Source organism: Polaribacter filamentus (genome assembly GCF_002943715.1).
In the GTDB taxonomy this organism is placed as follows: Bacteria; Bacteroidota; Bacteroidia; order Flavobacteriales; family Flavobacteriaceae; genus Polaribacter; species Polaribacter filamentus.
The window spans coordinates 233,703-257,708 of record NZ_MQUA01000004.1 but is presented as its reverse complement, the minus strand read 5'-3'; the positions used below and the strand labels follow the sequence as shown (position 1 = coordinate 257,708).

The 24,006-nt window shown below is 30.9% G+C and carries 17 protein-coding genes and 2 pseudogenes; 3 read left to right on the top strand and 16 right to left on the bottom strand.

Annotated elements, in window-relative coordinates:
- Positions 1-17: 17 nt before the first annotated feature.
- The 4 genes from BST83_RS01150 to BST83_RS01135 form a co-directional block, all read right to left on the bottom strand.
- A complete protein-coding gene (locus BST83_RS01150; protein WP_104808204.1) occupies positions 18-1,163 on the bottom strand; it encodes an alpha-hydroxy acid oxidase in 1,146 nt (381 codons plus the stop codon).
- Positions 1,164-1,169: 6 nt separating this feature from the next.
- Positions 1,170-2,543: an FGGY-family carbohydrate kinase gene (locus BST83_RS01145; RefSeq protein ID WP_104808203.1), complete on the bottom strand. Its 1,374-nt coding sequence runs from the start codon at positions 2,541-2,543 to the stop codon at positions 1,170-1,172.
- A gap of 8 nt (positions 2,544-2,551) precedes the next feature.
- Entirely contained in the window at positions 2,552-3,832 is a 1,281-nt protein-coding gene (locus BST83_RS01140) for a sugar isomerase (RefSeq protein ID WP_104808202.1), read from the bottom strand.
- 85 nt (positions 3,833-3,917) lie between these two features.
- Positions 3,918-6,023 carry a bifunctional aldolase/short-chain dehydrogenase gene (locus tag BST83_RS01135; RefSeq protein WP_104808201.1) on the bottom strand — a complete coding sequence of 702 codons (2,106 nt, stop codon included), beginning with the start codon at positions 6,021-6,023 and terminating at the stop codon, positions 3,918-3,920.
- Between the two features lie 201 nt (positions 6,024-6,224).
- Between BST83_RS01135 and BST83_RS01130 the strand changes: the two are divergent.
- A pseudogene (locus BST83_RS01130) lies at positions 6,225-7,257 on the top strand (GntR family transcriptional regulator).
- Positions 7,258-7,266: 9 nt separating this feature from the next.
- On the opposite strand, the gene BST83_RS01125 reads toward BST83_RS01130, so the two are convergent.
- From BST83_RS01125 to BST83_RS01075, 11 genes and pseudogenes are all read right to left on the bottom strand, one after another.
- Positions 7,267-8,391 (bottom strand): alkaline phosphatase, encoded by a 1,125-nt coding sequence (locus BST83_RS01125; protein WP_104808200.1) that lies wholly within the window; start codon positions 8,389-8,391, stop codon positions 7,267-7,269.
- A gap of 36 nt (positions 8,392-8,427) precedes the next feature.
- Positions 8,428-9,252: a PI-PLC domain-containing protein gene (locus BST83_RS01120; RefSeq protein ID WP_104808199.1), complete on the bottom strand. Its 825-nt coding sequence runs from the start codon at positions 9,250-9,252 to the stop codon at positions 8,428-8,430.
- Entirely contained in the window at positions 9,245-10,135 is an 891-nt protein-coding gene (locus tag BST83_RS01115; RefSeq protein WP_170062703.1) for a glycerophosphodiester phosphodiesterase family protein, read from the bottom strand. The genes BST83_RS01120 and BST83_RS01115 overlap by 8 nt, the downstream gene beginning before the upstream one ends.
- A gap of 52 nt (positions 10,136-10,187) precedes the next feature.
- Positions 10,188-11,519 (bottom strand): hypothetical protein, encoded by a 1,332-nt coding sequence (locus BST83_RS01110; RefSeq protein WP_104808197.1) that lies wholly within the window; start codon positions 11,517-11,519, stop codon positions 10,188-10,190.
- A gap of 2 nt (positions 11,520-11,521) precedes the next feature.
- Positions 11,522-12,925: a RagB/SusD family nutrient uptake outer membrane protein gene (locus tag BST83_RS01105; protein WP_104808196.1), complete on the bottom strand. Its 1,404-nt coding sequence runs from the start codon at positions 12,923-12,925 to the stop codon at positions 11,522-11,524.
- 45 nt (positions 12,926-12,970) lie between these two features.
- The gene (locus BST83_RS01100; RefSeq protein ID WP_170062702.1) at positions 12,971-16,069 is read right to left on the bottom strand and encodes a SusC/RagA family TonB-linked outer membrane protein; all 3,099 of its coding nucleotides are present in this window, start codon (positions 16,067-16,069) and stop codon (positions 12,971-12,973) included.
- A 144-nt stretch (positions 16,070-16,213) separates the two neighbouring features.
- Positions 16,214-16,837 (bottom strand): sialate O-acetylesterase, encoded by a 624-nt coding sequence (locus tag BST83_RS01095; protein ID WP_302849439.1) that lies wholly within the window; start codon positions 16,835-16,837, stop codon positions 16,214-16,216.
- A gap of 397 nt (positions 16,838-17,234) precedes the next feature.
- Complete coding sequence (locus BST83_RS01090) at positions 17,235-18,473, bottom strand: T9SS type A sorting domain-containing protein (RefSeq protein WP_104808193.1); 1,239 nt, start codon at positions 18,471-18,473, stop codon at positions 17,235-17,237.
- A complete protein-coding gene (locus BST83_RS01085; protein ID WP_104808192.1) occupies positions 18,470-19,066 on the bottom strand; it encodes a receptor L domain-containing protein in 597 nt (198 codons plus the stop codon). Before BST83_RS01085 ends, BST83_RS01090 begins: the two co-directional genes overlap by 4 nt.
- 147 nt (positions 19,067-19,213) lie before the next feature.
- Positions 19,214-19,468: pseudogene (locus BST83_RS01080) on the bottom strand (tyrosine-type recombinase/integrase); the annotation flags it as partial.
- A gap of 337 nt (positions 19,469-19,805) precedes the next feature.
- A complete protein-coding gene (locus tag BST83_RS01075) occupies positions 19,806-20,849 on the bottom strand; it encodes an IS5 family transposase (protein WP_104808182.1) in 1,044 nt (347 codons plus the stop codon).
- Positions 20,850-21,524: 675 nt separating this feature from the next.
- Between BST83_RS01075 and BST83_RS19530 the strand changes: the two genes are divergently transcribed.
- Complete coding sequence (locus BST83_RS19530) at positions 21,525-21,794, top strand: CBU_0592 family membrane protein (RefSeq protein WP_146092081.1); 270 nt, start codon at positions 21,525-21,527, stop codon at positions 21,792-21,794.
- Here BST83_RS19530 and BST83_RS01070 read toward each other — a convergent pair.
- The gene (locus BST83_RS01070; protein WP_104808191.1) at positions 21,755-22,363 is read right to left on the bottom strand and encodes a TetR family transcriptional regulator; all 609 of its coding nucleotides are present in this window, start codon (positions 22,361-22,363) and stop codon (positions 21,755-21,757) included. The two genes, BST83_RS19530 and BST83_RS01070, sit on opposite strands and share 40 nt — an antisense overlap.
- 386 nt (positions 22,364-22,749) lie before the next feature.
- Between BST83_RS01070 and BST83_RS01065 the strand changes: the two genes are divergently transcribed.
- Positions 22,750-23,988 carry an alkaline phosphatase family protein gene (locus BST83_RS01065; protein ID WP_104808190.1) on the top strand — a complete coding sequence of 413 codons (1,239 nt, stop codon included), beginning with the start codon at positions 22,750-22,752 and terminating at the stop codon, positions 23,986-23,988.
- The last annotated feature ends 18 nt before the right edge of the window (positions 23,989-24,006 follow it).

Below are 24,006 nucleotides of genomic sequence, written 5' to 3'. Positions count from 1 at the left end.
TGTGTTCGTTTGGTTGATTATATTAAGTGATTTGGAAAATCTTCTACTCGTTCGCAACAAATTTGTTCCATTACTTGTTGTAGTTCTGTTTTTAATAATGAAATTGTATGATCTCCTCCTTTATTGCCGAGTGCAGAAACTCCGTACATAAAAGAACGTCCCATAAAAGTAAATTTTGCGCCAGATGCTAAAGCTCTTGCCACGTCTGGACCAGAACGAATGCCACTATCCATCATTACTTCTATTTGATCGCCATATTTTTCTGCAATCGTTTTTAATGGTTTTATAGATGATTCTCCTGCATCTAACTGTCTTCCACCATGATTAGAAACTATAATACCGTCTATACCTAAACGTATTGCTTGTTCTGCATCATAATGAGAAGCTACTCCTTTTAACACCAACTTGCCTTTCCACATATCACGAATTGGCTTAATTTTCTCTTCGTTTAAGCGTCCAGAAAAAGTATCATTCATAAATTTACCCAATTGATTTAAATCTAGACCTTTTGGCATGTATGGTACTAAATTTGCAAAACCAGGTATGCCGTGTTTTAAGGTTTGTAAGCTCCAATGTGGTCTTCCAAAAGCTTGTAAAATATTATTTAAATTCATTTTAGGCGGCATTGCCAAACCATTTCTAATATCTCTTGGCCTAAAACCAAAACTTGGCACATCACATAAAATAACTAAAACCGGGCAATGTGCAGCTTCTGCCCTACTAATAATATCGTCTCTTAATCTATCTTCTGTGGGATGATATAATTGAAACCAAGATTTCCCTTCTGTTAATTCTGATGCTCTTTCTATACTTGTGGTAGTCACTGTGCTTAAAATAAACGGGATGTTATGATTAAAAGCAGCTTTTGCTAAGATTTCTGGCGAATTTGGCCAAACTAATCCTTGCAGACCAATTGGGGAAATACCAAAGGGAGCGTCGTATTCTATGCCAAATAATTTTGTTTTAGTTGACGAGCCTCCATGATTTCTTAAATAATTAGGCTTTAATTGTACTTCTCTTAATTCTGATGTATTTCTAAGTAAATTTACATCTTCATTACAGCCGCCATCTAAATATTCAAAAGCAAATTTTGGGATCTTTTGCTGCGCTCTAGTTCTTAAGTCGTCTATTGACGGATATCGGGAGTCAAATGTTAAAGTCATAGCTAATTATTTTATTATAAAAGGAACATGTTTTTTAAGTGAATAATTTTCTTTTAAGAATTTTGAATTTAATTTTTTATCAGAAATTGAAATTGCAGCGCCAAGTGCAGACCCTAAAGAGGCATCCGTAGTTCGTAATTTCATACCTCTAAAATAGTGTGATAATAATTTAATATATAAATCATTATTACTAAAACCACCATCAATATATAATCTTTTTATGGCATCTGTACCAATACATTTTTTAATGCTTTCTAGTTGTAATGTTACTAGTTCTATCATTAATTGATGATACGCATGCTCAAACTTATTATAGGTAATTTTTGTCTTTTTAGGCATGTTAGATACCTTGATACTTTCCCATTTAAAACATGGTTGAAAATCTTTCATAATTTCGAAAAATACATCATAATCAAAAGACACATTTCTATGAAAATCGCCTGAAACCCCAAAATGTTCGTCTAATTTTTTAACCTGAATTTTGTATTCATTTCCTAAAAATAAACGGGTTGCTTTTACTGGTTTACCATTAATACGCATGTAATTAATAGTGTTTACATCTTCCGTATTCTCAGCAATTGGTTTTTTAGTAAACGGATTAAAAACAATGCTCCAAGTACCTGTAGAAACTAATGCAAAATTTTTATTGATACTTCTTACATACGGCAAAAGTGCGGCAGAACTATCATGAATTCCTACTCCTATTTTAATGCGTTTGCCATTATAATTCATGTTTATACTGGTTTCCGTAGAAACAATTGGAGGCAAAATTTTATGTAAATTCTCTGCATAAACCCAGTCATGATAATCTTTTTTATCATAATTCCACAAAGCTGTATGGCAACCAATACTCGTATATTCACTTAAAGGAATGCCTGTAAAAACATAACTTAAATATTGCGGAAGATGTAAAGAGTATTTAATTTTTTTAAAGATTTCTGGCTTTCTATATTTTAACCAATACAATTGAATTCCTGAATTTAGCATGCTTAAATCTGAGCATCCTGTTTGCTTCAAAAATTCTTCTTTTGGACCATATTTTGCAAAGAAATCGTCTATTAATTTCTGATCTATCGGTTTAATATAATTGTATAACGGTGTTAAAGGATCCCCATTTTCATCAATATGAACAAAACTAGCTCCATACGTTGAAAAATTAATTGCTTCTATATCAAATTTTTCGGCCTTTAAAATCAGACTAAAAACTTCTTTTAACCATTTTTGTAATGCTGGCAAATTTTCTGTAGGAAAACCATCTTCATCTACAATTTCATCAAATTCTATGTATTCTTTATGAACTTGTTTAAAATCTTCATTAAACAAAAAAAACTTTTTATTGGTTTTTCCGATATCAAAAACTGCGGTAACTTTTTGTTTCATTCTAAATATTATAAACCTGTTGCTACGGTGTTTCTACCTCTTTCTTTTATCAATTGATTTCTAACATCTAAAGATCTGTATGCGTTTATTGGACTAATAACGCCACCAGAATTTAAACGAGCTCTTTCTATTAAAGGACGCACATCTGTTCTGTAAGCACCTTGCAAAATCTCTTGACATTTTACAACATCATTGTCTAATTGCGCTGCTTTTAATTCGTCTTGATCAATTAATAATGCTTTTGCAAATGCTTCTTGAATGGCTTCTAAAGATTGAATTAAATCTTCTAAAGGATCTTTTACATTATGACTAGCATCTATCATCCAAGCTAAATCTGGGTTTTGCGGGTTGTTTTCCATTCCATATACCAATTCGTTAAAAATTAAGAATAATGCATACGGTTTAATGCTTCCAACCGTTAAATCATCATCTCCATATTTACTATCATTAAAGTGAAAACCACCTAGTTTCCCTTTTAATTGTAGAATAGAAACAATTTGTTCTATATTAGAATTTGGTAAATGATGTCCTAAATCAACCAAAGTAAAAGCTTTTTCTCCACAACCGTTTGCCAACATTAAAGAAGCACCCCAATCTTGGATAACTGTGCTGTAAAAATTTGGCTCATACGGTTTGTATTCAATTAACATTTTCCAATCATCTGGTAATCCTTTATAGATGTCTTTTAAACTATCCTGGGTATTTTGAAAAGCAGTTTGAAAATTATTTTGTCCAGGAAAACAAGATCCATCAGCCAACCAAACCGTTAAACTTTTAGAACCTAATTTATTTCCAATGTTAATTACGTCTAAATTATGAGCAATTGCTTGCTCCCGAACTGCTTGACTTGTATTGCTTAAAGAACCATATTTGTAACTTTCTTTTGCGTTTTTTTGATCTTGAAACGTGTTTGAATTTACTGAATCAAACTTTATGTTTAAAGCATCAGCTTGTTGTTTTACGGCTGCATAATCTTGAGGAATATCCCAAGGAATGTGTAAAGAAACAGCTCCTGCAGTTTTTGTTAATGCGTGTAGAACGCCAACATCTTCTAATTTTTGTTCTAGCCTTGAAGGTTCGCCATAAAAAGAAAAACGTCCAAAACGAGTTCCACCAGCACCTAATGCCCAACTTGGAATTGCTACTTGAAACTCTGATAATTTTGATATAATTTCTTCAACTTTATGACCGTTTTTAGACAATTTATTAGTTAAAAAATCAAAGTTTTCATTGTGATTCTGCAAACCTTTAGTATTGTAATCTAAGATTTGTTCTTTTTGTATTTTCATACTTTCTGCTTCTTATCAAAAAAAGCTTTTATAAATACTAAATTTATAAAAGCTTTTACTCTATTTATAATTTACTGTTTTTTAGTTATCTAACGAATGCATTTGCCATTCCGCCATCAACATTTATAATATTTCCTGTAGACTTATTTAAAATTCCTACTAACGAAAATACTCCATTTGCAATATCATCTGGTGTAATAATTTCATTTAATAAATTTCTTTTTGCATAAAATGCTGGCAATTCTTCTACTGTTATTCCGTTCGCCTTTGCTCTGCCTTCGGCCCAAGCTCCTTCCCAAATTTTACTACCAACAATAACACCGTCTGGATTTACAACATTCACTCTTATTTTGTCCTTTCCTAATTCTGCTGCTAATAATCTCGACATGTGTTGTTGAGCTGCTTTTGCAGTTCCATAGGCTACATTATTTGGCCCGGCTACCAATCCGTTTTTACTTGCAATTGGAACAAAATCGCCTCCTAATCCTTGTTTGCGCATAATAGCAACGGCTTGTTTTATGAGGTCAAATTGACCTTTTACCAAAATATCTTGTAAGATATTCCAATCTTTATCAGTAGTGTCTTCCAACGGCTTTGATATTGCTAAACCAGCACTGTGAACCACAATATCTACACCACCAAATTCAGTGCACGCTTTTTTATAAGCATTTGCTATAGATTCTGTATCTGTAACATCGCAAATTGCATAGGTAGATACATCTCTTTTGTATGTTGCATTTGCTGCGATTAAACTTTGCTCATTAATATCTGTCAATACGACATTTGCTCCTTCTGCCGCTAATTTATCAGCAATTGCTTTTCCAATACCACCGCCAGCACCGGTAATAAAAGCTACCTTTCTTGATAACGGTTGTTCTTTTGGCATACGTAATAATTTAGCCTCTTCTAATAACCAGTATTCTATATCAAAAGCTTCTTGCCTTGGTAAGGAAGTGTAAGAGGTTATTGCTTCAGCACCTCTCATCACATTAATTGCATTGATATAAAACTCGCTAGCAACTCTTGTCGTTTGTTTGTTTTTTGCAAAACTAAACATACCGACTCCTGGATAAATAATTATTACAGGGTTTGCATCACGCATTGCAGGACTATTATCTTTTTTACAAGTATTGTAGTAATCTGCATATTCGGCTCTATAGGCTTCAAAAGCAGGCTCTATTTTTTTTAAGATAGCATCGGCATCATTTAGATCTTCGTTCTTCTCTAAAGTTAATACTAACGGCTGAATCTTTGTTCTCAAGAAATGATCTGGACAAGATGTACCCATTGGAGCCAATCTTTCTAGATCATAACTATTAATGTATTCCATAACTATAGGATCGTCTGTAAAATGGCCAATCATTCTATTTTCAGAAGAACACAGTCCTCTTAATAAAGGCATTAATTGTGCTGCTTTGTCTAAGCGTGCTGCTTTTGGTATACTCTTTAATCTTTGTCCTCCAAAAACTACATCTTTTTCCTTTATTTTTTCTTCGATATAATTAGAGGCCATTTCAATAACTTCTAAACTGTTCATATAACATTCATATGAAGTATCTCCCCAAGTAAATAAACCATGAGAACCTAAAACGATTCCTCTAATTCCTGGATTATCTTCTAGACACTTTTCTAATTGCAATCCTAAGTCGAATCCTGGTTTTTGCCAAGGAACCCAACCCATGGTATCTCCCCAAATTTCTTTGGTAACTTTTTCACTGTCTTTTGCAGCAGCAACTGCAATTAATGCATCTGGATGTAAATGATCTATATGAGCAAATGGTAATAAACCATGCAAAGGAGTATCTATTGATGGTGCTTTACTATCTAAATCGTAAATACAATGATTGAACAAACCAACCATCCTATCTTCATCATGTAAACCTTTATACACTTTCTTTAAATCACGTAATCTACTTGTATATAAACCTGCAATACCTGATCTATCTAATGTTCCAATATCTCCTCCAGAACCTTTTACCCACATAACCTCAACTTCTTCATTTGTTAAAGGGTCTTTCTCTATGGTTTTACAGCTTGTGTTTCCACCACCATAATTGGTAATTCTTAAATCTGCTCCTAAAATATTAGAACGATATAAAAATAAAGCTACTTGATCATCTCCTAAAGCATCTGCTCTTTTTTTGTCCCACAAATAATCTACGTATTTAAATTTCTTAATTTTAGTGTCCATATGGTATATTAATGTATTATACAGCTAATTTATATGAACACAAAAGTATTCCTGTCCTGTACTGTACTGCACTGTACTGTGGAATTATAAATTATATTATAATTTTCAGAATTTGTAATGTAATAATCCTTGTTTTTTCGTTAAATTTTCATAATTTGCCCTTAAGTTACTTTATTTTAATCTAAAGATTAATAAAAATTTATGTTTAATTTTATTACAGTAGATGAAAATTCTCGAATACCGAAGTACCAACAAATAGTTGACTCAATTATAGATAACATTTCAAATGGAAATTTTAATATTAATGATAAAATCCCTTCCATTAACTCTTTAAGTGAAGAATATTATTTATCAAGAGATACTGTTGAAAAGGCATATAATATACTGAAGAAGAAGAAAGTTATTGTTTCTATTAGAGGAAAGGGTAATTATATTTGTAGGACAGAATTAATTTCTAAGGTAAATATTATTTTTTTAGTAAATAAAATGAGTTCCTATAAAATGAAAATTTACGACTCATTCATTAAAAAATTAGGTTTAAATTATCATGTAGATCTACATATTTATCATTGTGAAGAGTCTATTTTTTTAAATATTTTAAAAAAAATTTGGGGGGTATGATTATTATGTAATTATGCCTCATTTTAAAACTAACGATTTAATTCATGCAAGTTCAACTAAAGCGATAAATGAAGTTATAAATAAAATACCATTTAAAAAATTAATTATTCTTGATAATTTATTAAATATTAATGATGAACACAATGAAATATATCAAGATTTTGAAAATGATATTTATTTTGCATTAATTGAAGCACAAAGTAAAATAAAAAATATAAAAAAATATTTCTAGTGTATCCAGAAAAATTACAATACCCCTATCCTAAAAGAATTCTAAATGGTTTTCGGAAGTTTTGTGTAGAAAACAATTTAGACTTTGAAATTTTAAATGAGATTTATAAGGATATAATATTAAAAAAGGTGATTTATTTATTACTATTGAAGAATCAGATTTAATAAATTTGATAAAACAAATACGGAAAAAAAATATGCTTTAGGAAAAGAAATTGGGGTTATATCATATAATGATACACCTTTAAAAGAGTTACTTGAAATAGCTGTTATCTCAACAAATTTTAAAAAAATGGGAGTTATGGCTGCTAAACTGATTGTAAAAAAAGAAAAGGGAAAGTTTAAAGTACCTTTTAATTTTATTGATAGAAAGTCAATGTAATTATTAAATCTAATTATTTAAGGAATTTAATATCTTTTCATAAATTTCTGAATTTTCATAGACACCTCTAAAGTTATCTGATTTTGGACCAAACGCAAATACAGGTATTAAAGTGGCAGAATGACCTTTTGTAGAAAAAGATGGTTTGATATTATTGTAATCATTAATTAATTTATTGTTTTCGTCTTTTTTTTGTGACGATGCTAAGGTAAAACCACCTGTTTCATGGTCCGCAACAATAACCACTAGCGTATTACCATCTTTTTCAGCAAAATCTAAAACTTTGCCAATGGTATTATCAAAATCTTTTACTTCATTAATAATATAATCTGCATCATTATTATGACCACCCCAATCAATCTGAGAACCTTCAATCATTAGAAAAAAACCTTTATTTTTATTAGATAGTAAAGAAAGTGCTTGATCTGTTGCTGAGATTAAAAAATCACCTCTACCCTCAGACATTTTGGGCATACCATCTTCAGCTAATAAAAAACCATATTTTTTCTTATCTTGTAAATTTTCTTTGAGGTCTTTGGAGTCAAGTGAAATAATAAAACCATTGTCTCTCATTCTTTTCAAATAATCTATACTATCTTTTCTTTTATTAAAATATTTCAAACCACCAGCGGCAAAATAATCTATATCTGAAATTGGTAACCAAGTTGCAATATCTTCTGGTAATTCTCTAGATTTTACGTGTGCAAAAAAAGAAGCTGGTGTAGCATGTGTAATTGAAGAAGTTGCGATTAGACCTGTATTTAGATTTTTTTTAGATAGCACTTCAACTATATTTTTTTGAGGAAGAGAATCTATGTTCATTCCTATAGCACCATTATATGTTTTTTTACCCGTTGAAAAAGCGGTAGCACCGGCAGCAGAATCTGTAATTAAATGGGACGCTGACGAAGTTCTAATAAAACCAATATTATTAAATCTTTTAAAATTTGAAATGCCATCATTGAAATAAAAAGCTGTAGATATTTGTGATACTCCCATGCCATCGCCTATTAAAAGTATTACATTTTTAACATGAGATTTTTTTTGTGCATTTTCTTTAGCTTTTGGTTTACAACCATTAAAAAATAATATGCAGAAAATTAAACAAATTAGGAATTTGGCTTTTGTATGCATTTGTAAATAAATTGATTAAAAAAATGAAAGTTTTAATTACTTTAAATTATCATTTTTTCTTTTGGTTATATATTTATTGAATTTTTGAAGACTATCTACATTAACTAAATCTACTTTATTATCGAGTAAAAAACGCCATACTTTCTCTTTGTCTGGTGATGCCCAAAACCTCAACTTTTTGCCTTCTTGATGCGTTTTACTTACCATTTCAGACACTGTTTTTATATCTTTTGACGAAGGTTCTCCATCTCCTTTGTAAGAAAAATAATGTTTATAATTTTCACTTATGTAAGGCATTAATTCATAAGAAATATTTTTATCTAATTCTTTAAACCTGCCATCGATAGACATTAAAGTTGATTTTTCTTCAAGAATTTGATTATAAGGTCTCCCTTTATGACCAGTGATAACTATCTTAATAGGCTTATTTGTTTCTTTTTGCTCATTATTAACTTTAGAAATAATTTCTTCATATTTATTTAAAATATTTTTTAGTATTACATAAGAAGAATCTGCTTCGGTTTTCACATCAATCATCAAGTAAAAAAAACCATCATAATTTTTATAGACGCTACCATTATTTTTAGAAACAATATTACTAAGGGGTTTTAGGTATAAATTTTCAAGTGTTTTTGTACTATCTATAACAGAAGGCTTAAAGTGAGATACATATAGCTGATTGTTTATCAAATGAACATCAGCTTCTACAGAAATAAATCCATTTTCTAATGCATCAAATAGAGAACGTTTATGTTCATAATCATTATGTGCATGGCCTTGAATTATAATGTGAGTATCATTTTTTGAACAACTGATTAAGATCAGAAAGAAAAAAGATAAAATTTTAAATATTTTATTCATTATTATGTAGTCCTTTTTCGGTTAAAAACGTTACCAACTCTTGAGATTTATCAGTAAATATGCCATCTATTCCTTGTGTAATTTCCCAATTCCAAATAGCTTCGCTGCCAAGGACTACTTCAGAACAATTAGAACCAATAAGTGTTGTACTAAATATCCATTTATTATTCTCTTTAATTTTATCAAACACATCGTTATTTGAAGAAATAAGATCGCAACTTGGAAAGTACGCTATTGGATTTATACTGCTTTCAAAACTATTTATATACTCTAACGTTTGCCCAGAACCTGCTCTAGGAATGTAATTTATTTTACCAATTAAATTCGAAAATTGATTGTTAAATTGAAACCACGTTAAAGTACCTCCTATTAAAGTTTGATTAGCCGTATTTGTGGCTACTAAATCTTGATAAATTAAGTCTAAATAATCATGGCCTTTATCTAAAAATAAATGCATTTTATCCTTACTAAAAGTAAGAGCTTCTTTAAGAGAAGGTACATTTTCTTCTGACAAACTACCATTTGGATTTAACAATCGAAACTGTTGTAATTCTGCCAAAGTATAATCACTTACTAGACCAGAACCATTTGTTGTTCTATTTATAGAAGTATCATGCATCACAACTAATTTATTGTCCTTTGTAAGTTGTACATCCATTTCTACAATATCTACTTCTATATCAGTACTATTTTGGATTGCCGAAATACTATTCTCTGGAGTACTTACAAACCCTCCTCTATGAGCCAAAACCATTACATATTCAGAAGTTGGATTATTTCTCAATATACTTTTAACCTTATTAAAAGATGGCTTTACTGTAGCAACAGGATCTGGATCTGGATCTGAATCAATTTGAGGAGCTTCTTCAGAACTACAACTCAAAAAAATAAAATTAAATAAAATAAAAACTCTTAACTTTAAATTCATCCTCTTTTTAATTCTTACAATTACCATCTAATATATCTTGAAAGCTAGGGTTAAAAGAAGAGTAACTATCTATACAAGAACCTCCTAGCTCTAAAACAGGTATTGTAAATCTTTCGATAATACCAGTAAGGGCACAATAATCTGTTAATTGAGGATTACCGCTATTTGCACTACCACACGCACCAATATTAATTTTATTTTCACCAATACTCCTTATACTATTAATACCCTCTAAGGTTTGTAAAACAGGATTTTCTCTAATACCTATTCTTCTACCAACATGAATTAAAGCCTGAAGACCATCTAATGTTACTAAACCATCCATTTGTCTTATCACAAGTTCATCTGATGGAGTAGCACCTATAAACTCCAAAGAATGAAAACCAGTTAAATCTGTTAACAAAGGTGATCTTTGTATAATTAACCTACCTTCTATACGTCTTAATTTTGAAAATTTAGAAAGATCTGTTATATCATTTGTAGAGGCATCAAGACCAATTATTAATTCTCCTGGAAAATGTGTTATACCATCTGGCAATGCATCTACTTCTGCTTGCGTGTTAAATCTTGGGAAATCTATATAAATTAAATCATCTGTTTTACAATTACCTGATTTTATATCTGTAAATGTTGGATTAAAACCATTTCCTGAAATGGTCGAATTTATCGACGATGGTACATTTGATAACCCACAAAAGTTAACAAGGTTTCTATTATTTTCAATCGTAATCTTGCCACCTTCAATTATTGTTAATTCTGATAAATTGCTTAAATTCGATAAGATTGGGTTATTCATAATCTCAATAGTTCCTATTACTCTTTTTAAGTCTTTTAATTTTGATAAATCAAAAGTATTGTCAGAGCCATCAGATATGATTTTTAAGTTACCATCAATTACTTCTAAAGCTGCTTGATTTGCCAGTTCAATAATATCTAAATCTGACTGATTACCAATAATCAAATCACCAGAATATGTACCTGGGGGTCTAATTTTTGGGGTTTCTGAAACTGACACTGTTTTTGAGGCCATTAATTGGTTATCTAGCCATGAAATTGTAAAAGTATATTCTACATCTGACTCAAGATTTTCTATGGTTATTTCGTTCATAGTACCATCATTAACTAATAGACTTTCATCTCCAGGGGTGTACGTTATAATGTAATTATTTACACCATCTAATGGTAAATCCCATTGTAATGTGACTGCTTCAATTTTTGATATCGCTGTTAGGTTTTTTAAAGCATCTTTTTTTTCTAATACAATTTCGTCATCATTACACCCTAATAGTATTATACTTAAAAATAATGCATACTTATAAATTTTAATAAAGTTTTTCATAATTAATATCCTGGATTTTGACCAAAAGTTTGGCTGTTATTTATTAAATTTATTTGAGCTTGAGGTATTGGATACAAAACGTGATGGCTACTTATAATTAGAGGTGCTCTCGTTTCATTATAGTTCGTCATTACTTCAACAGCTTTGTTTGATCTAATTAGATCAAACCATCTGTGGTTTTCTAATGCTAACTCTAAACGTCTTTCCAATAACAATGCTTCTCTAAATTCTTCTTGAGTTTTCAAAGTATTAGAATCATAGTTGGATAAACCCGCTCTTTGGCTAACTAAATTTAAATAATTAAAGGCTTCACCATCTGCAACGTAGCCTATTTCATTTAATGCTTCTGCTTGCATTAAAAGTACGTCTGCATATCTGAGTACCATAAAATTATTACCTTCATCATTCGGTATGGTAGAAATTGCTGTATACTTATTTGTATATAACCTACCATCATTTGGAACCTCTAATACTGTAACGTCCTTTCTTAAATCATTGTTTGAATAAGCATTCAATAGATCTTGAGATGGCAAATTAAAGCCAGCACCAGCAGAAACATTATTAAGTAATGAGGTCACACCCAAAGGTATATGCATTCTTCTATAAACACTACCTTCACCGTTCACGTCTGCTTTAAATTGAATCTCGAAAATAGATTCTCTATTATTTTGATTATCTGCATCAAAGACATCTGCATAGTTTGACAAAAGTTGATATCCTAATGACTCAACTTGTTTAAGAGTTGTCGTTGCTAGATTCCATTCTTGTTGCGTTAAATATACTTTACCTAAAAGTGTTAATGCTGCTCCTTTTGTAACTCTACCTATTTGGATTTGTTTATTTGGTAAAATAGTAGAAGCATCTTTTAAATCGTTAATAATAGCTGCATAAACATCACTAACTGGTTGCCTAACATCTGCATATGAACTAAAAGGATCATCAACTTCTTTTAAAACTACCGGTATCGCCCCCCACATTCTTACCATATTAAAATAAGTTAAAGCACGAATAAATTTAACTTCTGCTTTTCTAATACCTTTTAAATCTTCACTCATTTCTATGGCATCTATTCTATTAAGCACAATATTGCATCTTTGAATAGTAATATAACAAGTTTTCCATGTATCGTCTAAAAGGCTATTCGTAGTAGCTTCTCTAAAAAAATCAAAATCAGATTTTTCAGTTTGAGTTATGTCTTCAAAATAGGTATTGTCAGATCTACCTTCCATAAAATATAAGAAATTTTCTTTATACATGTTACTGGACTGAAGAGCTCCATAAGCTGCTATTACAGCTTGCTCCATATCACTTTCATTTTTATAAAAGTTTCCTGCTGTTACTTCTGATAAAGGCGCCAAATCAATAAATTCTTCTGAACAGCCATTAATAAGGATAAATAAAAGCATTAATGTTATTGTATTTTTTATTTTTTCATCTTAATATATTTAAATTTAGAATGATAAGTTTAATCCAACGAGAAAATTTTTGGCTAGTGGATAGGTTCCATAATCTTCACCTTGTGTTAAAGCATTATTTGGTCTTGAATTTACATCTGGGTTATATCCTGGATAGTTGGTAAATGTAAATGGATTCACAGCAGTTGCGTAGACTCTAAAAGATTGAAGATTTCCTAAACTTCCAAGAATTTTACTATCAAATGAATACCCTAGAGTTATATTTTGAATCCGAACATAAGAACCATCTTCCACGTGATATGAAGAAATATTTGCATTACCACCTGTTGGGCTAGCATTTGGTCTATACACTTGTCCGTTACCTGGGTTATCCGAAGAAATATATGCATTATTAAAACTATCTGACCTGTAATTACTAAAAGTTTCCATATTCCCTAAATATCTTTGAGAGGTATGCAATACTTCAAAGTTTTGTTTCCCTTGAATTGCCAAACTAAAATCAATATTTTTGTATTCCATTCTAGTTGTAATACCAAAAGTATAGTCAGGTATATAATTCCCTATTATTTTTCTATCATCGGCATTTATTACCCCATCATTATTTACATCTTCAAACATAAAATCACCAATAAAAGAACCACCACCAACCCACTGGGCACTATTATTTAATTGTTCTTGAGTTGTGAAAACCCCTTTTACATTATAACCATAAAAGGAACCAATAGGCTGGCCAATTTGAGCTATAGAAGTTTCTGCTCTACTCCCATTTAAAATAATTGGATCATTATTTAAACCAAAGGATAAGATTTTATTTTTTATTGATGAAATATTTGCATTAGTCGTTATTTTAAAGTCACCAATTCTTGCATTATTCGTTATACCGAGTTCAAATCCTCTGTTTTCTATACTTCCAATATTTTGCAGAGAATTGCCCCCTGGAGTGCCAGAAGAACCAGGAACGGGAATATTAAATAATAAATCTTTTGTTGTACTTATAAAATAATCTGCATTTATAACAATTTTATTATTTAAAAAAGCCAAATCAAGACCGTAGTTAAATTCAGAATTTTTTTCCCAAGTCAAACCTGCATTACTAGAGTTTATAGGGGCTAAACCATTTACTATGTTATCATCAAAAACATAATTAGAGGATCCTAGTCTAGCGATACCAGAATAGTTACCAATTTGGTTGTTTCCTCTTTCTCCGTAACTTGCTCGTAGTTTAAAATCATTAACAAGATCATTCTTAAAAAATGCTTCATCGCTTATTCTCCATCCTAAAGAAACTGATGAAAAATCGCCCCATTTAGAGTTTGCACCAAAACGAGATGATCCATCACGTCTAAAAGACGCACTTAACAAATATTTACCCTTATAATCATACATAAGTCTTGAAAAATACGATATAATAGACCATTCATCTTTTGCAGAAAAAGCCGATTGAATTGTATTATTGTTTGTGTTAATGGTTTGTACCAAATCATTTTGAAAATCCGTTGCTATTAAACCACTTCTCTCTCTTAGATCTTTTTGAACAGAATAACCAAAAAGAGCATTAACATTATGATTCTCACTAAATGTATTACTATAGGTTAAAGTATTTTCCCATAACCAATTGTATTTTTGAGTACTAAAATTTCTAGCAGTAGGATTAGAAGGGCCAGCAACACCTCTATATTCTATAGTTGAAGGTCTGTAAATATCTCTATTCCAACTACCAAAATCTAAACCAATTTGCGTTTTAAATTTAAAGTTCTTTGTAAAATCATAATCCAAGTTAGAACCAACTAATATTCTAGTTTGTTTCAACTCATCATCATATAAGTTTGCAATTGCAATTGGGTTCACAAATGGGCCAGAACCTGAAGCTGTATTTTGATTAAAATTAAAGGATCCATCTGGATTATAAATTGGCTCTGTTGGTATTGATAATAACGCTAAATTAACCACGCCGTCAACAAAATAAGGACCCTCTGAAGGTACTAAATCACTAACTGCTAAAGAAGGATTTATATTTACCCCAATCTTTAATCTATCATTTATTTCTGTATCTAGATTTACCCTTAATGAATACCTTTTATATCCAGAACCAACAATAATACCATCTTGATTCGTATAATTTGCAGATATATAGTATTTTGTTTTTTTACTACCTCCTTTTAAAGAAAAGTCATAAATATCCATCGCAGCAGGTCTAAACAGCGCAGCTTGCCAATCTGTATTGGTTAGGCCAGGCTCATCATTTAAATAGGGTATTAATGCACTTGGATAATTGGCTAGTGTCCCAGCATTCCTTCTAGCAATATAGTTTTGTTCTGCATATTCATAAGCATCCATCATATCGTATGTTTTTGAAACCGTTTGAATACCCGAAGAAATATTTAAACTAAAAACTGGTTTTCCTTCTTTACCTCTTTTAGTCGTTATTATAATAACACCATTAGCACCTCTAGAACCGTAAATAGCTGCTGCAGCTGCGTCTTTTAAAACCTGCACATCTTCTATGTCATTTGGGTTTAAGTTACTTAAAGGGTTTTGAGAATTTTCACTTACGTTTGTACTTCCTTGCCTAGAACCTTGAGTTGATGAGGAATTATTATCGTTAGAAACAATAAAACCATCAATGACTATTAAAGGATCATTACCACCAGAAATAGAACCAGTACCTCTTATTCGTATAGATGAATTACCACCAGGTGCACCAGTAGTTTGAGATATAGAAACTCCAGCTAATTTACCTGCTAATTTGTTTTGAAAACTAACATCCGGCAAATCTCTAAGCAAAGTTGAATTTACTTTACCAACAGCACCTGTTACATTTTTCTGATTAATAGAACCATAACCAATAACTACAATTTCATTTAAAGTATTAGCGTCTTCTGATAAAGTTATTTTTAGATATGTTTTATTTTGAACTGGAATTTCTTTTGTAGTATATCCTAAATAAGCTACTTTTAGTATGCTAGACTCATTGGTAACTGTTATACTGAAATTACCGTCAAAATCTGTCTCTGTTCCATTGCTTGTACCTCTTTCTATTACACTAGCACTTGGTAATGGAGAGCCATCAGAAGAGACTACAATTCCTTTTACTATTTTTTGTTGGGCAAATACACCAGTAAAGCAGAGTACCATAAGGAAGAGAAGTATTTTTCTTACTATCATTTTATAAGAATTGATTTTCATAATTAATAAAATTTGATTTAATTTCAACTTGTTTAGCAATATTACCCCAGATAAAATATAACTGTGTCCTGTACTATACTGTAATGTCTTTTTTTATTCTATTTCTTGATTTAACTTATAGATTTCAATCGCAAATTGAACTCCTAGATCTATGTAACTTGGACTAGTATAATGATATTTGTCTATATATTTATAACTATTCGTTTTTCTGACTATTGAAGTATATTGATCATAAGCGCTAAATTTTTCCTGTGCAGATTGAACTAAATTAGCATATTTTAAGGTTTTATTATTAGAACCTGAATCTGATATCTTACCTACTACTATTGGTAAATTCTTGTTTCTAAAAGCGCTTCTTATTAAGTTCAGTAACTTTTTTAAATTATAAAAATAATTTGTTGCAGATTTTTCAAATAAAGCATCACTTTCTCCTTGCATCCAAATAATACCGCTTGGGATTAATTTATCTTCTATTCCATTTTTATCAATGTCTGATGTTTCTAAAGCTAATTGCACAGTTTTTAGAAAATTATCATATTGATTTAAACCACTAAAATCTGTATCCCAAGAACCTATGTCTCTTGCTGCCAAACTATCTATAGAGGTACCTCCCATGGAGTATTTAATAATGGCTATTTTTTGATTAGGATACAATTCTTGAATTTTTTTTACAAAAGATAGTTCAACTCCAAATCGATTAGAAAGCTTATTTTGTATACCATCTGATGAAAAACCTTTTCCATGTCCTGGTTTTAGTTCCCCCCATTTGCCAATACCTCCGTTTTCAATTCCGTCTTTGGCAGGATTTCCATGAAAAATTTAACTATTGTTAAATGTTTTTTTTAATGATTTTGGCAAGTCTTTCTTAAAACCATGACCATCCATATTTGATTGACCACCTAAGTAGAAAACTCTAACGGAATCTACTTTTTTGGATTGACAAAATATCAATACTGGAAATAATCCCAAAACTAAGATTAATAATTTCTTCATAGTATACAAAAATAAATATTGACACAAATAGCTGCTCTTGATAGAATTAACTTTGTGTTTTTTAAAGAAAACTGTATCTCAAGGAGATACAGTTTTAACTAATTACACCGATACTTACGTGTTAATTTTTAATAATTTTCTTTACAGCAGATTTATTTCCAGCACTAATTTTAACAAAATATAAACCTGTTGGTAAATGGGAAATATTTAATGCTGTGTTTGTGGTTTTAAGCACTTCCATTCCTAGAGCGTTTATTATTTTAATTGAATCTAATGTTTCAAAACTCTCAATAGTTAAAATAGTAGAAACAGGGTTTGGATATATACTAAAACTTTCTTCTGCAAATGTGTTAACAGATAACGTACAAGTACCTCCAGAAATATTAGTAAATGTTGGGTTGTAGGCAGCATTACCAGAGATACAAGAACCTCCTGCTTCCAGTGTACTTAACCCAATAGTAGTTATAAGAGTTTGCAATGCACAATAATCAACCAAGGTAGCATTTCCTAGAGAAGTATCATCACCACAAGCAGCATCACCAATATTAATTTTATTCTCTCCAATTGTCTGTAAATTATTAAGCCCCTCCAAAGTGGTTAAAACAGGGTTTTGTCTTACACCAACCCTTCTTCCTACAGATGTTAAGGATTGTAAGCCATTGAGGGTAGTAAGCCCATCCATCCTACGTATCACTAATTCTTCATTTGCATCTAAACTTCCTATTGCTTCTAATGAACTGAAACCTGTCATATCAGTCACCAAAGGACAGTCTTGTATCAATAAACGACGGCCAAGATCTTTTAAATCAGAAAATTTAGATAAATTACTGATATCTCCACCACCACCTAAGATATCAAGTCTTCCCGTAATATGGGTATATTGAATAGGAAGTGCATCAACCTCAGCTTGAGTTGTTACTGTTAAATTACCTGTAAAAACTGATGTACAGGTTCCATTAGAAATATCGGTGAAAGTTGGATTAAATGTAGTTTCGTTATTTATAAATGATAATGGGTCTGCATCTAAGACAGCTGCCCCTATGATATCAATAATTCCTGATAATGCACAAAAGTCTGTTAATAATGGATTACCAGCAGATCCTGATGTACCTATTCGAATTAATTCAGAAGTAACATTATCTTTTATTAATTTCAAATTATTTAAACCCTCCAAGGTCTCTAGTTTTGGATTACTCCAAACTCCGATTCGCTTTGATACCGTTCTTAATGCTTGTAAACCATTTAATGTTGTAAGTAGATCATTTTCTCGAACAACAAATTCTTGAGCAGAAGCACTACCTACAATTTCCAAAGCACTGAACCCTGATAAATCTGTTAATAAAGGACTCTTTTGAATCAATAAACGCCCCCTATATCTCTTAATTTAGAAAATTTAGATAAATCTGTTATGTCATTGGTAGCTGCATCTAAGCCAATAATCAGCTCGTCAGTAATATGTGTAATATCATTTGGTAAAGCGTCTATTTCTGCTTGTGTATTAAATCTATCATTGGCTGTATCATTATATATTACATCTGCAGCTTTACAATTAGCTCCAACAATATCTGCATAGGTTGGATTGAAACTATTACCACTAATGGTTTCTGCAGTAGGAGCAGGAGTAACACTACTTAAACCACAAAAACTATAAAGATTTTGATTGTTTTGTATGGTTATTGTGCCTCCAGATATGGTCGTTAGAGAACTCAAATCATCTAAATTAGATAAGATTGGATTGTTTTGAATAATTAGTGTTCCTGTTATAGTAACCAAGCTTCCTAAATTAGAAAGGTCAAAAATATCATCACTACCATCCGAGATAATACTTAAATTTCCAGTTATAGTAGTAGGTGGTGTTAGGCCATCTAAATCAGCCTGATTTTCAATAAGCACATCTTGCGAATAGCTTAATTGATAAATGAAAATTAATAATAATAAGTAAAGTTTTTTCATAATTGAATGTTAAATGTTAAATAAAATAAAACAACCTATTTGTTTTACTCAAAATTATACTCATTTCACTATGAATGTATCCTGTACTATGCTGATCAATTATTAATTTAAAGTATTTAAAAGAAACTCTTAATGTTATCAAAAAAACTAACTAATATCTACTTTAGTCTTTTTTAATTGTCCTTCGATTATTATTTTTCTTAAAAGAGCCATATCTTCACTCACTTTTCTTTCAATAACTTTAGCATAAATTTGAGTTGTTGAAATACGTGAATGTCCTAATAATTCAGATACTGTTTCAATAGGTACACCATTAGTTAAAGTTACAGTTGTTCCAAATGTATGCCGTGCCAAATGAAAAGTTAGTTTCTTTTTTATTGAACAAACATCTGCTACTTTTTTTTAAATATTAATTGAAAATTGATTGAAAATTTTTGGGTGAAAAGGTGATGTAATCTTTATTTTCAATGCCTTTGGGTTATTTCATCAATCTAAAGAAAAAGAGCCAGTAATGAAATAATTTGGGCTACTCCCTTTACTACCTATATAATTTCAATCTATTCCAAAGCTTAAAAAAGAGGGTACATTAAATTTGCGGTATTAAATTTAAGACCGTTGCAAAAAGCGAACTTAATTAATTTTACTTTTTAGAGTTCCCTTTTTTTTAGCTAAAACATCGATTATGCTATTTTTTTTCTATTTTAAGTGAGTAAATGCCTTTTTTAGGCTTCATTTTTCCTTAATTTTTACAATTAGACGCAAATATCCCTGGACTTCGATATAAATTGTAGCACATTGCCTCCATCAAATTTTGTGTATGCATTTTTTTCATCCCTCTGTATCTTGCAATTCCACCTTTAAACCATAATTTTATTCCTCCAAAAGTACGTTCTACTTTAAACCTTGTTTTTCCTATTAATTTATTGAATCTAGTTTCCCATTTTGTTAACGGTTTATTTTTTACCGCCTTTTTAAGGATATGATTCTTTAAATTACGCTTCTTTAAAATCGCAACATTTTTCTTTGATTGGTACCCTTTATCTGCCTTTAGAGGGATGTCTTTTGGTAATACCACATTTACAGTTTCTAGAACTTCCTCCAAATTTGCAATCTCATTTTTGCTGGCAGTTGTGGTTAGTACTCCTAGAACAAGTCCTTCGTTATCCGTTACATGATGCTTTTTAAACCCAAAATGGTACTTTCCTCTTTTCTTTAACCAAGTACCCTCTTTATCGACACTATCTGGATATTCTTTGTGTACTTCTACTTGGTCTGCACAGCGGTCTTCGGTTACCTTAAAATTTGTTTTTCCTTTTGGTCTAAGTGGCGTATCTATTACACTAGCGTCTATTATTAAACCTGTTTTTACAATGATATTATGTGCTTCTAGCTGTTTGTTTATGGAGGTAAATAATTTTTCGAAGGTTTGTGTTTTGGTTAATGCGGTTCTAAACCTACTTAAAGTACTATGATCTGGAGCAACCTGTTCAATGGTCATCCCACAAAAATAACTAAAGGAAAGACTGTCATTTATTCGGTCTTCAACTTCATAATCGCTTAAACCATACCAACTTTGTAAAAGACACATTTTAAAAAGTAATGTCCCATCATAAGAAGGCTTGCCAGTGGCACTTTTTCCTTTTAAATAATCATTATTTATTAGGATAGAGATCGTATCCCAATCGATAAGGGTGTTTATTTGGGTGAAAAATGTCTTTTTAATTTTTCTTGCTCGTAAATCACAAATGCTATCGGCTAAAGTTGGTTGTTTTTGTATTTTCATACACTAAATTTACAACTTAATATACTTACAATCATATATTTAACATAAATAATAACGTGTTATTTTTGTGCTTTTTATTAGGTACTTCCTTGCAACGGTCTTAATTTGCGTGCCATTATTTTCTCCCTTTTAAGCTTTTACTTTTCGACTAACGGTGTTATAGGACAGAAAGTGAACGGATGTAGCTATAGCCGCGCATTATGTAACTTAGCTTTGGGAAGTTTTGTGTTTTATGAAAACAATAACAAAGATTGCTTTTTATAGTTGTATTTGAGTTTGCGAAAAGACAAGCTGTAAAGTGCAAATACCTATAGAATAGTAAAACTCTAAACTTGCAGAGGTGCACGGAACAACAGAAAATACAGTGGTTTATTGCTTTTGTTACAAACTAAATTTTGGGTAGCCTAATACTCTTAAAACAAAAGACCCGATCGCTTGGATATGTTCTTTAGACAACGTTTGCGCGGATGCAATCAGGTCAAGCATATTGTATCGACACAGGAAAGCTGCAAACGGAATCACTAAAAAAGGGATTATAAAATAGATTGCAATTTCATCATTGGAATGGGCACGGATTCCAAATCCGCGCCAGTGGGTTTAAATGGAAAACCGTCTATTTATGTTCTTAAAATAATTAGTAAATTTAAAAAATAGCCTTTATATTTAGCAAAAAAAATGTTTTACTCAATTGTTGGCTGGCTTGGAGTTGTAATTTTTATTGTGGCTTATTTTTTATTGAGTCTTGAGGTATTATGCGCCAAAAAGACTACCTATCATTGGCTAAATGCTTTTGGTGCAATTTGTTTGGTATGTAATGCTTTAGGGATAAATGACTATCCCTCATTGACGGTGAATGCTGCGTGGGGAATTATAGCACTTTTTACCACTATTAAATTAAAAATAAATCAATCGAAATCAGCAAAATCTAGCAAACCTAAAGCGTGATTTATAAATAGCTCTGCTTCTTTATTATAAGTTTCCTTATTATTTATATGTGCTCCTAATTGAAAATAAGCACCATCGATCATAGCATATAAAATATTTGAACTTTGTAGAACGTCCGAATTATAAATTATGTTTTTATCTTTACAATTCTGTAAAATAGTTGCAATTCCGTTTCTTAACGTTTTTAAAAATTCGCTATAAAGCGCACTTACTTGATCATTTTGATAAATTAAGGCATAGAAACTATAAAAAACACCGTCATCAATATAGAGATTCCATTCTCTAGAAAACAAAGAACTAATGTAAACGACTAATTCCTTTTTGCTGGCAATATTTAAATACTTTTCTGCAACCACAAAGTTTAAATAGCGTTCTAAAATCTGCTCATAAAGTGCAAATATTAAGCTCTCTTTAGTAGCAAAGTAATGCATAATTAATCCTTTACTAATACCCATTTTATCTGCCACCTTAGCAATGGATGCATTTTCTAGGCCTACTTTTTTAGCTACTTCGTAAAAAGCTATTGTAATTTCTTTCTGTCTTTGATTGGTTAAATTACTTCTTCCCATGTTTGCAATTATGCAACGAAAATACTTATTCTTAAAGAATTATTTATTGAATTTAAGCTAAAAAATTTACTTAACCTATACTTAAAGTTTTCTTGCCTTTTTTTTAACTTAATAATTGTTCAATTTATTTTTTGATTCTTTAATCATTATTGGTTTCAATTTTGCCATAAAAACACCACTACTCTTATTAATTATTAACTATAAATTAATGCCTTTGTTTTTAGTTCATTATTGATGTTACCTCTTATAAATTATGCTTAGTAACAGTTTATTCACACTCCTAAAAACTTGGTAACAAACAGTTAAAGTTTAGTTAAACATTTATTAATTGAACAGTTGGTCAATCTATATTTTACTGCATTACATTTACCGCAAAAATATAGATAATGAAACTACTGTACTACACTTTTTTACTGTTTCCGTTTATTTTGTGCGGACAAAACTCTGATTTAAACCGCTCTAAAAAGGTAGTTTTTATTATTGTTGATGGTATCTCTTACGACCAATTACAAACCGCTGCTACACCACATATAGATCGTATTGGTAAGGCAGGTAACCTTACAGAGGCCTATGTTGGTGGTACTGCTGAAGACTATAGAAAAACACCTACAATTTCAGCAGTAGGCTACAATAGTTTGCTAACAGGAACTTGGGCCAATAAACATAATGTTTATGGCAATTCTATAAAAAACCCAAATTATAGTTATCCGAGTATTTTTAGGTTGTATAAAGATTACAACCCAAAAGGTACTATTGCTGTTTTTTCTTCTTGGTTAGATAATCGAACTAAATTAGTAGGAGACGGTCTTGAAGCAACAGATCGTATAAAAGTAGATTACGCTTATGATGGTTTAGAATACGATACTATCAATTATCCTCATGATAAGTATGGAAACTTTATGAAATTGATCGATGTTCACGTGGCAAAAGAAGCCTCTAAAACCATTTTAGAAGAAGCGCCAGATATTTCTTGGATTTACCTTGAATATACAGATGATATAGGGCACGAATATGGAGATGGTCCTCATTTTAATGCGGCAGTTACTTTTGAGGATGGTTTGATTGGACAAATTTATGATGCAGTTACACAGCGTCAGAAAAACACTAATGAAGATTGGCTATTTGTTGTAACAACGGACCATGGTAGAAGTCTTAAAGACGGCAAGGACCACGGAGGACAAAGTGCAAGAGAACGCAGTACTTGGATTCTTACGAATAAAAATAACACTAATTCTTATTTTAAAAATGAAACTCCTGCTATTGTAGATATTTGCCCAACAATCATAGATTTTTTAGATATAAACGTACCTAAAAATATAAAAAGAGAATTGGATGGTGTTTCTCTAATGGAGCCTGTACATGCTATGAATCTTAGTGCAAAAATTGAGGAGGATACCCTTTTTCTTACTTGGAAAGCCTTACAAAACCACCAAGAGAAAGCCAAAATTTATATCAGTCCCACCAATTTAGCTACTACTAAAGGAACTGATGCCTATACTTATTTGGGAGAAGTAGAGGTAACAAAGGAAAGCTACCAAACTGTTATTAAAAGTATTGAATCAAATTTTTATAAAGTGGTTCTAGAAACAGAAAACACCACTTTAAATTATTGGATCAACAAATAATCTACTAAACCAACTATA

Excerpts from the sequence above, each read along its gene's own strand:
- BST83_RS01150 (WP_104808204.1), bottom strand. The coding sequence starts at position 1,163 with ATGACTTTAACATTTGACTCCCGATATCCGTCAATAGACGACTTAAGA.
- BST83_RS01145 (WP_104808203.1), bottom strand. The coding sequence starts at position 2,543 with ATGAAACAAAAAGTTACCGCAGTTTTTGATATCGGAAAAACCAATAAA.
- BST83_RS01140 (WP_104808202.1), bottom strand. The coding sequence starts at position 3,832 with ATGAAAATACAAAAAGAACAAATCTTAGATTACAATACTAAAGGTTTG.
- BST83_RS01135 (WP_104808201.1), bottom strand. The coding sequence starts at position 6,023 with ATGGACACTAAAATTAAGAAATTTAAATACGTAGATTATTTGTGGGAC.
- BST83_RS01125 (WP_104808200.1), bottom strand. The coding sequence starts at position 8,391 with ATGCATACAAAAGCCAAATTCCTAATTTGTTTAATTTTCTGCATATTA.
- BST83_RS01120 (WP_104808199.1), bottom strand. The coding sequence starts at position 9,252 with ATGAATAAAATATTTAAAATTTTATCTTTTTTCTTTCTGATCTTAATC.
- BST83_RS01110 (WP_104808197.1), bottom strand. The coding sequence starts at position 11,519 with ATGAAAAACTTTATTAAAATTTATAAGTATGCATTATTTTTAAGTATA.
- BST83_RS01105 (WP_104808196.1), bottom strand. The coding sequence starts at position 12,925 with ATGCTTTTATTTATCCTTATTAATGGCTGTTCAGAAGAATTTATTGAT.
- BST83_RS01100 (WP_170062702.1), bottom strand. The coding sequence starts at position 16,069 with ATGGTACTCTGCTTTACTGGTGTATTTGCCCAACAAAAAATAGTAAAA.
- BST83_RS01085 (WP_104808192.1), bottom strand. The coding sequence starts at position 19,066 with ATGAAAAAACTTTACTTATTATTATTAATTTTCATTTATCAATTAAGC.
- BST83_RS01075 (WP_104808182.1), bottom strand. The coding sequence starts at position 20,849 with ATGAAAATACAAAAACAACCAACTTTAGCCGATAGCATTTGTGATTTA.
- BST83_RS19530 (WP_146092081.1), top strand. The coding sequence starts at position 21,525 with ATGTTTTACTCAATTGTTGGCTGGCTTGGAGTTGTAATTTTTATTGTG.
- BST83_RS01070 (WP_104808191.1), bottom strand. The coding sequence starts at position 22,363 with ATGGGAAGAAGTAATTTAACCAATCAAAGACAGAAAGAAATTACAATA.
- BST83_RS01065 (WP_104808190.1), top strand. The coding sequence starts at position 22,750 with ATGAAACTACTGTACTACACTTTTTTACTGTTTCCGTTTATTTTGTGC.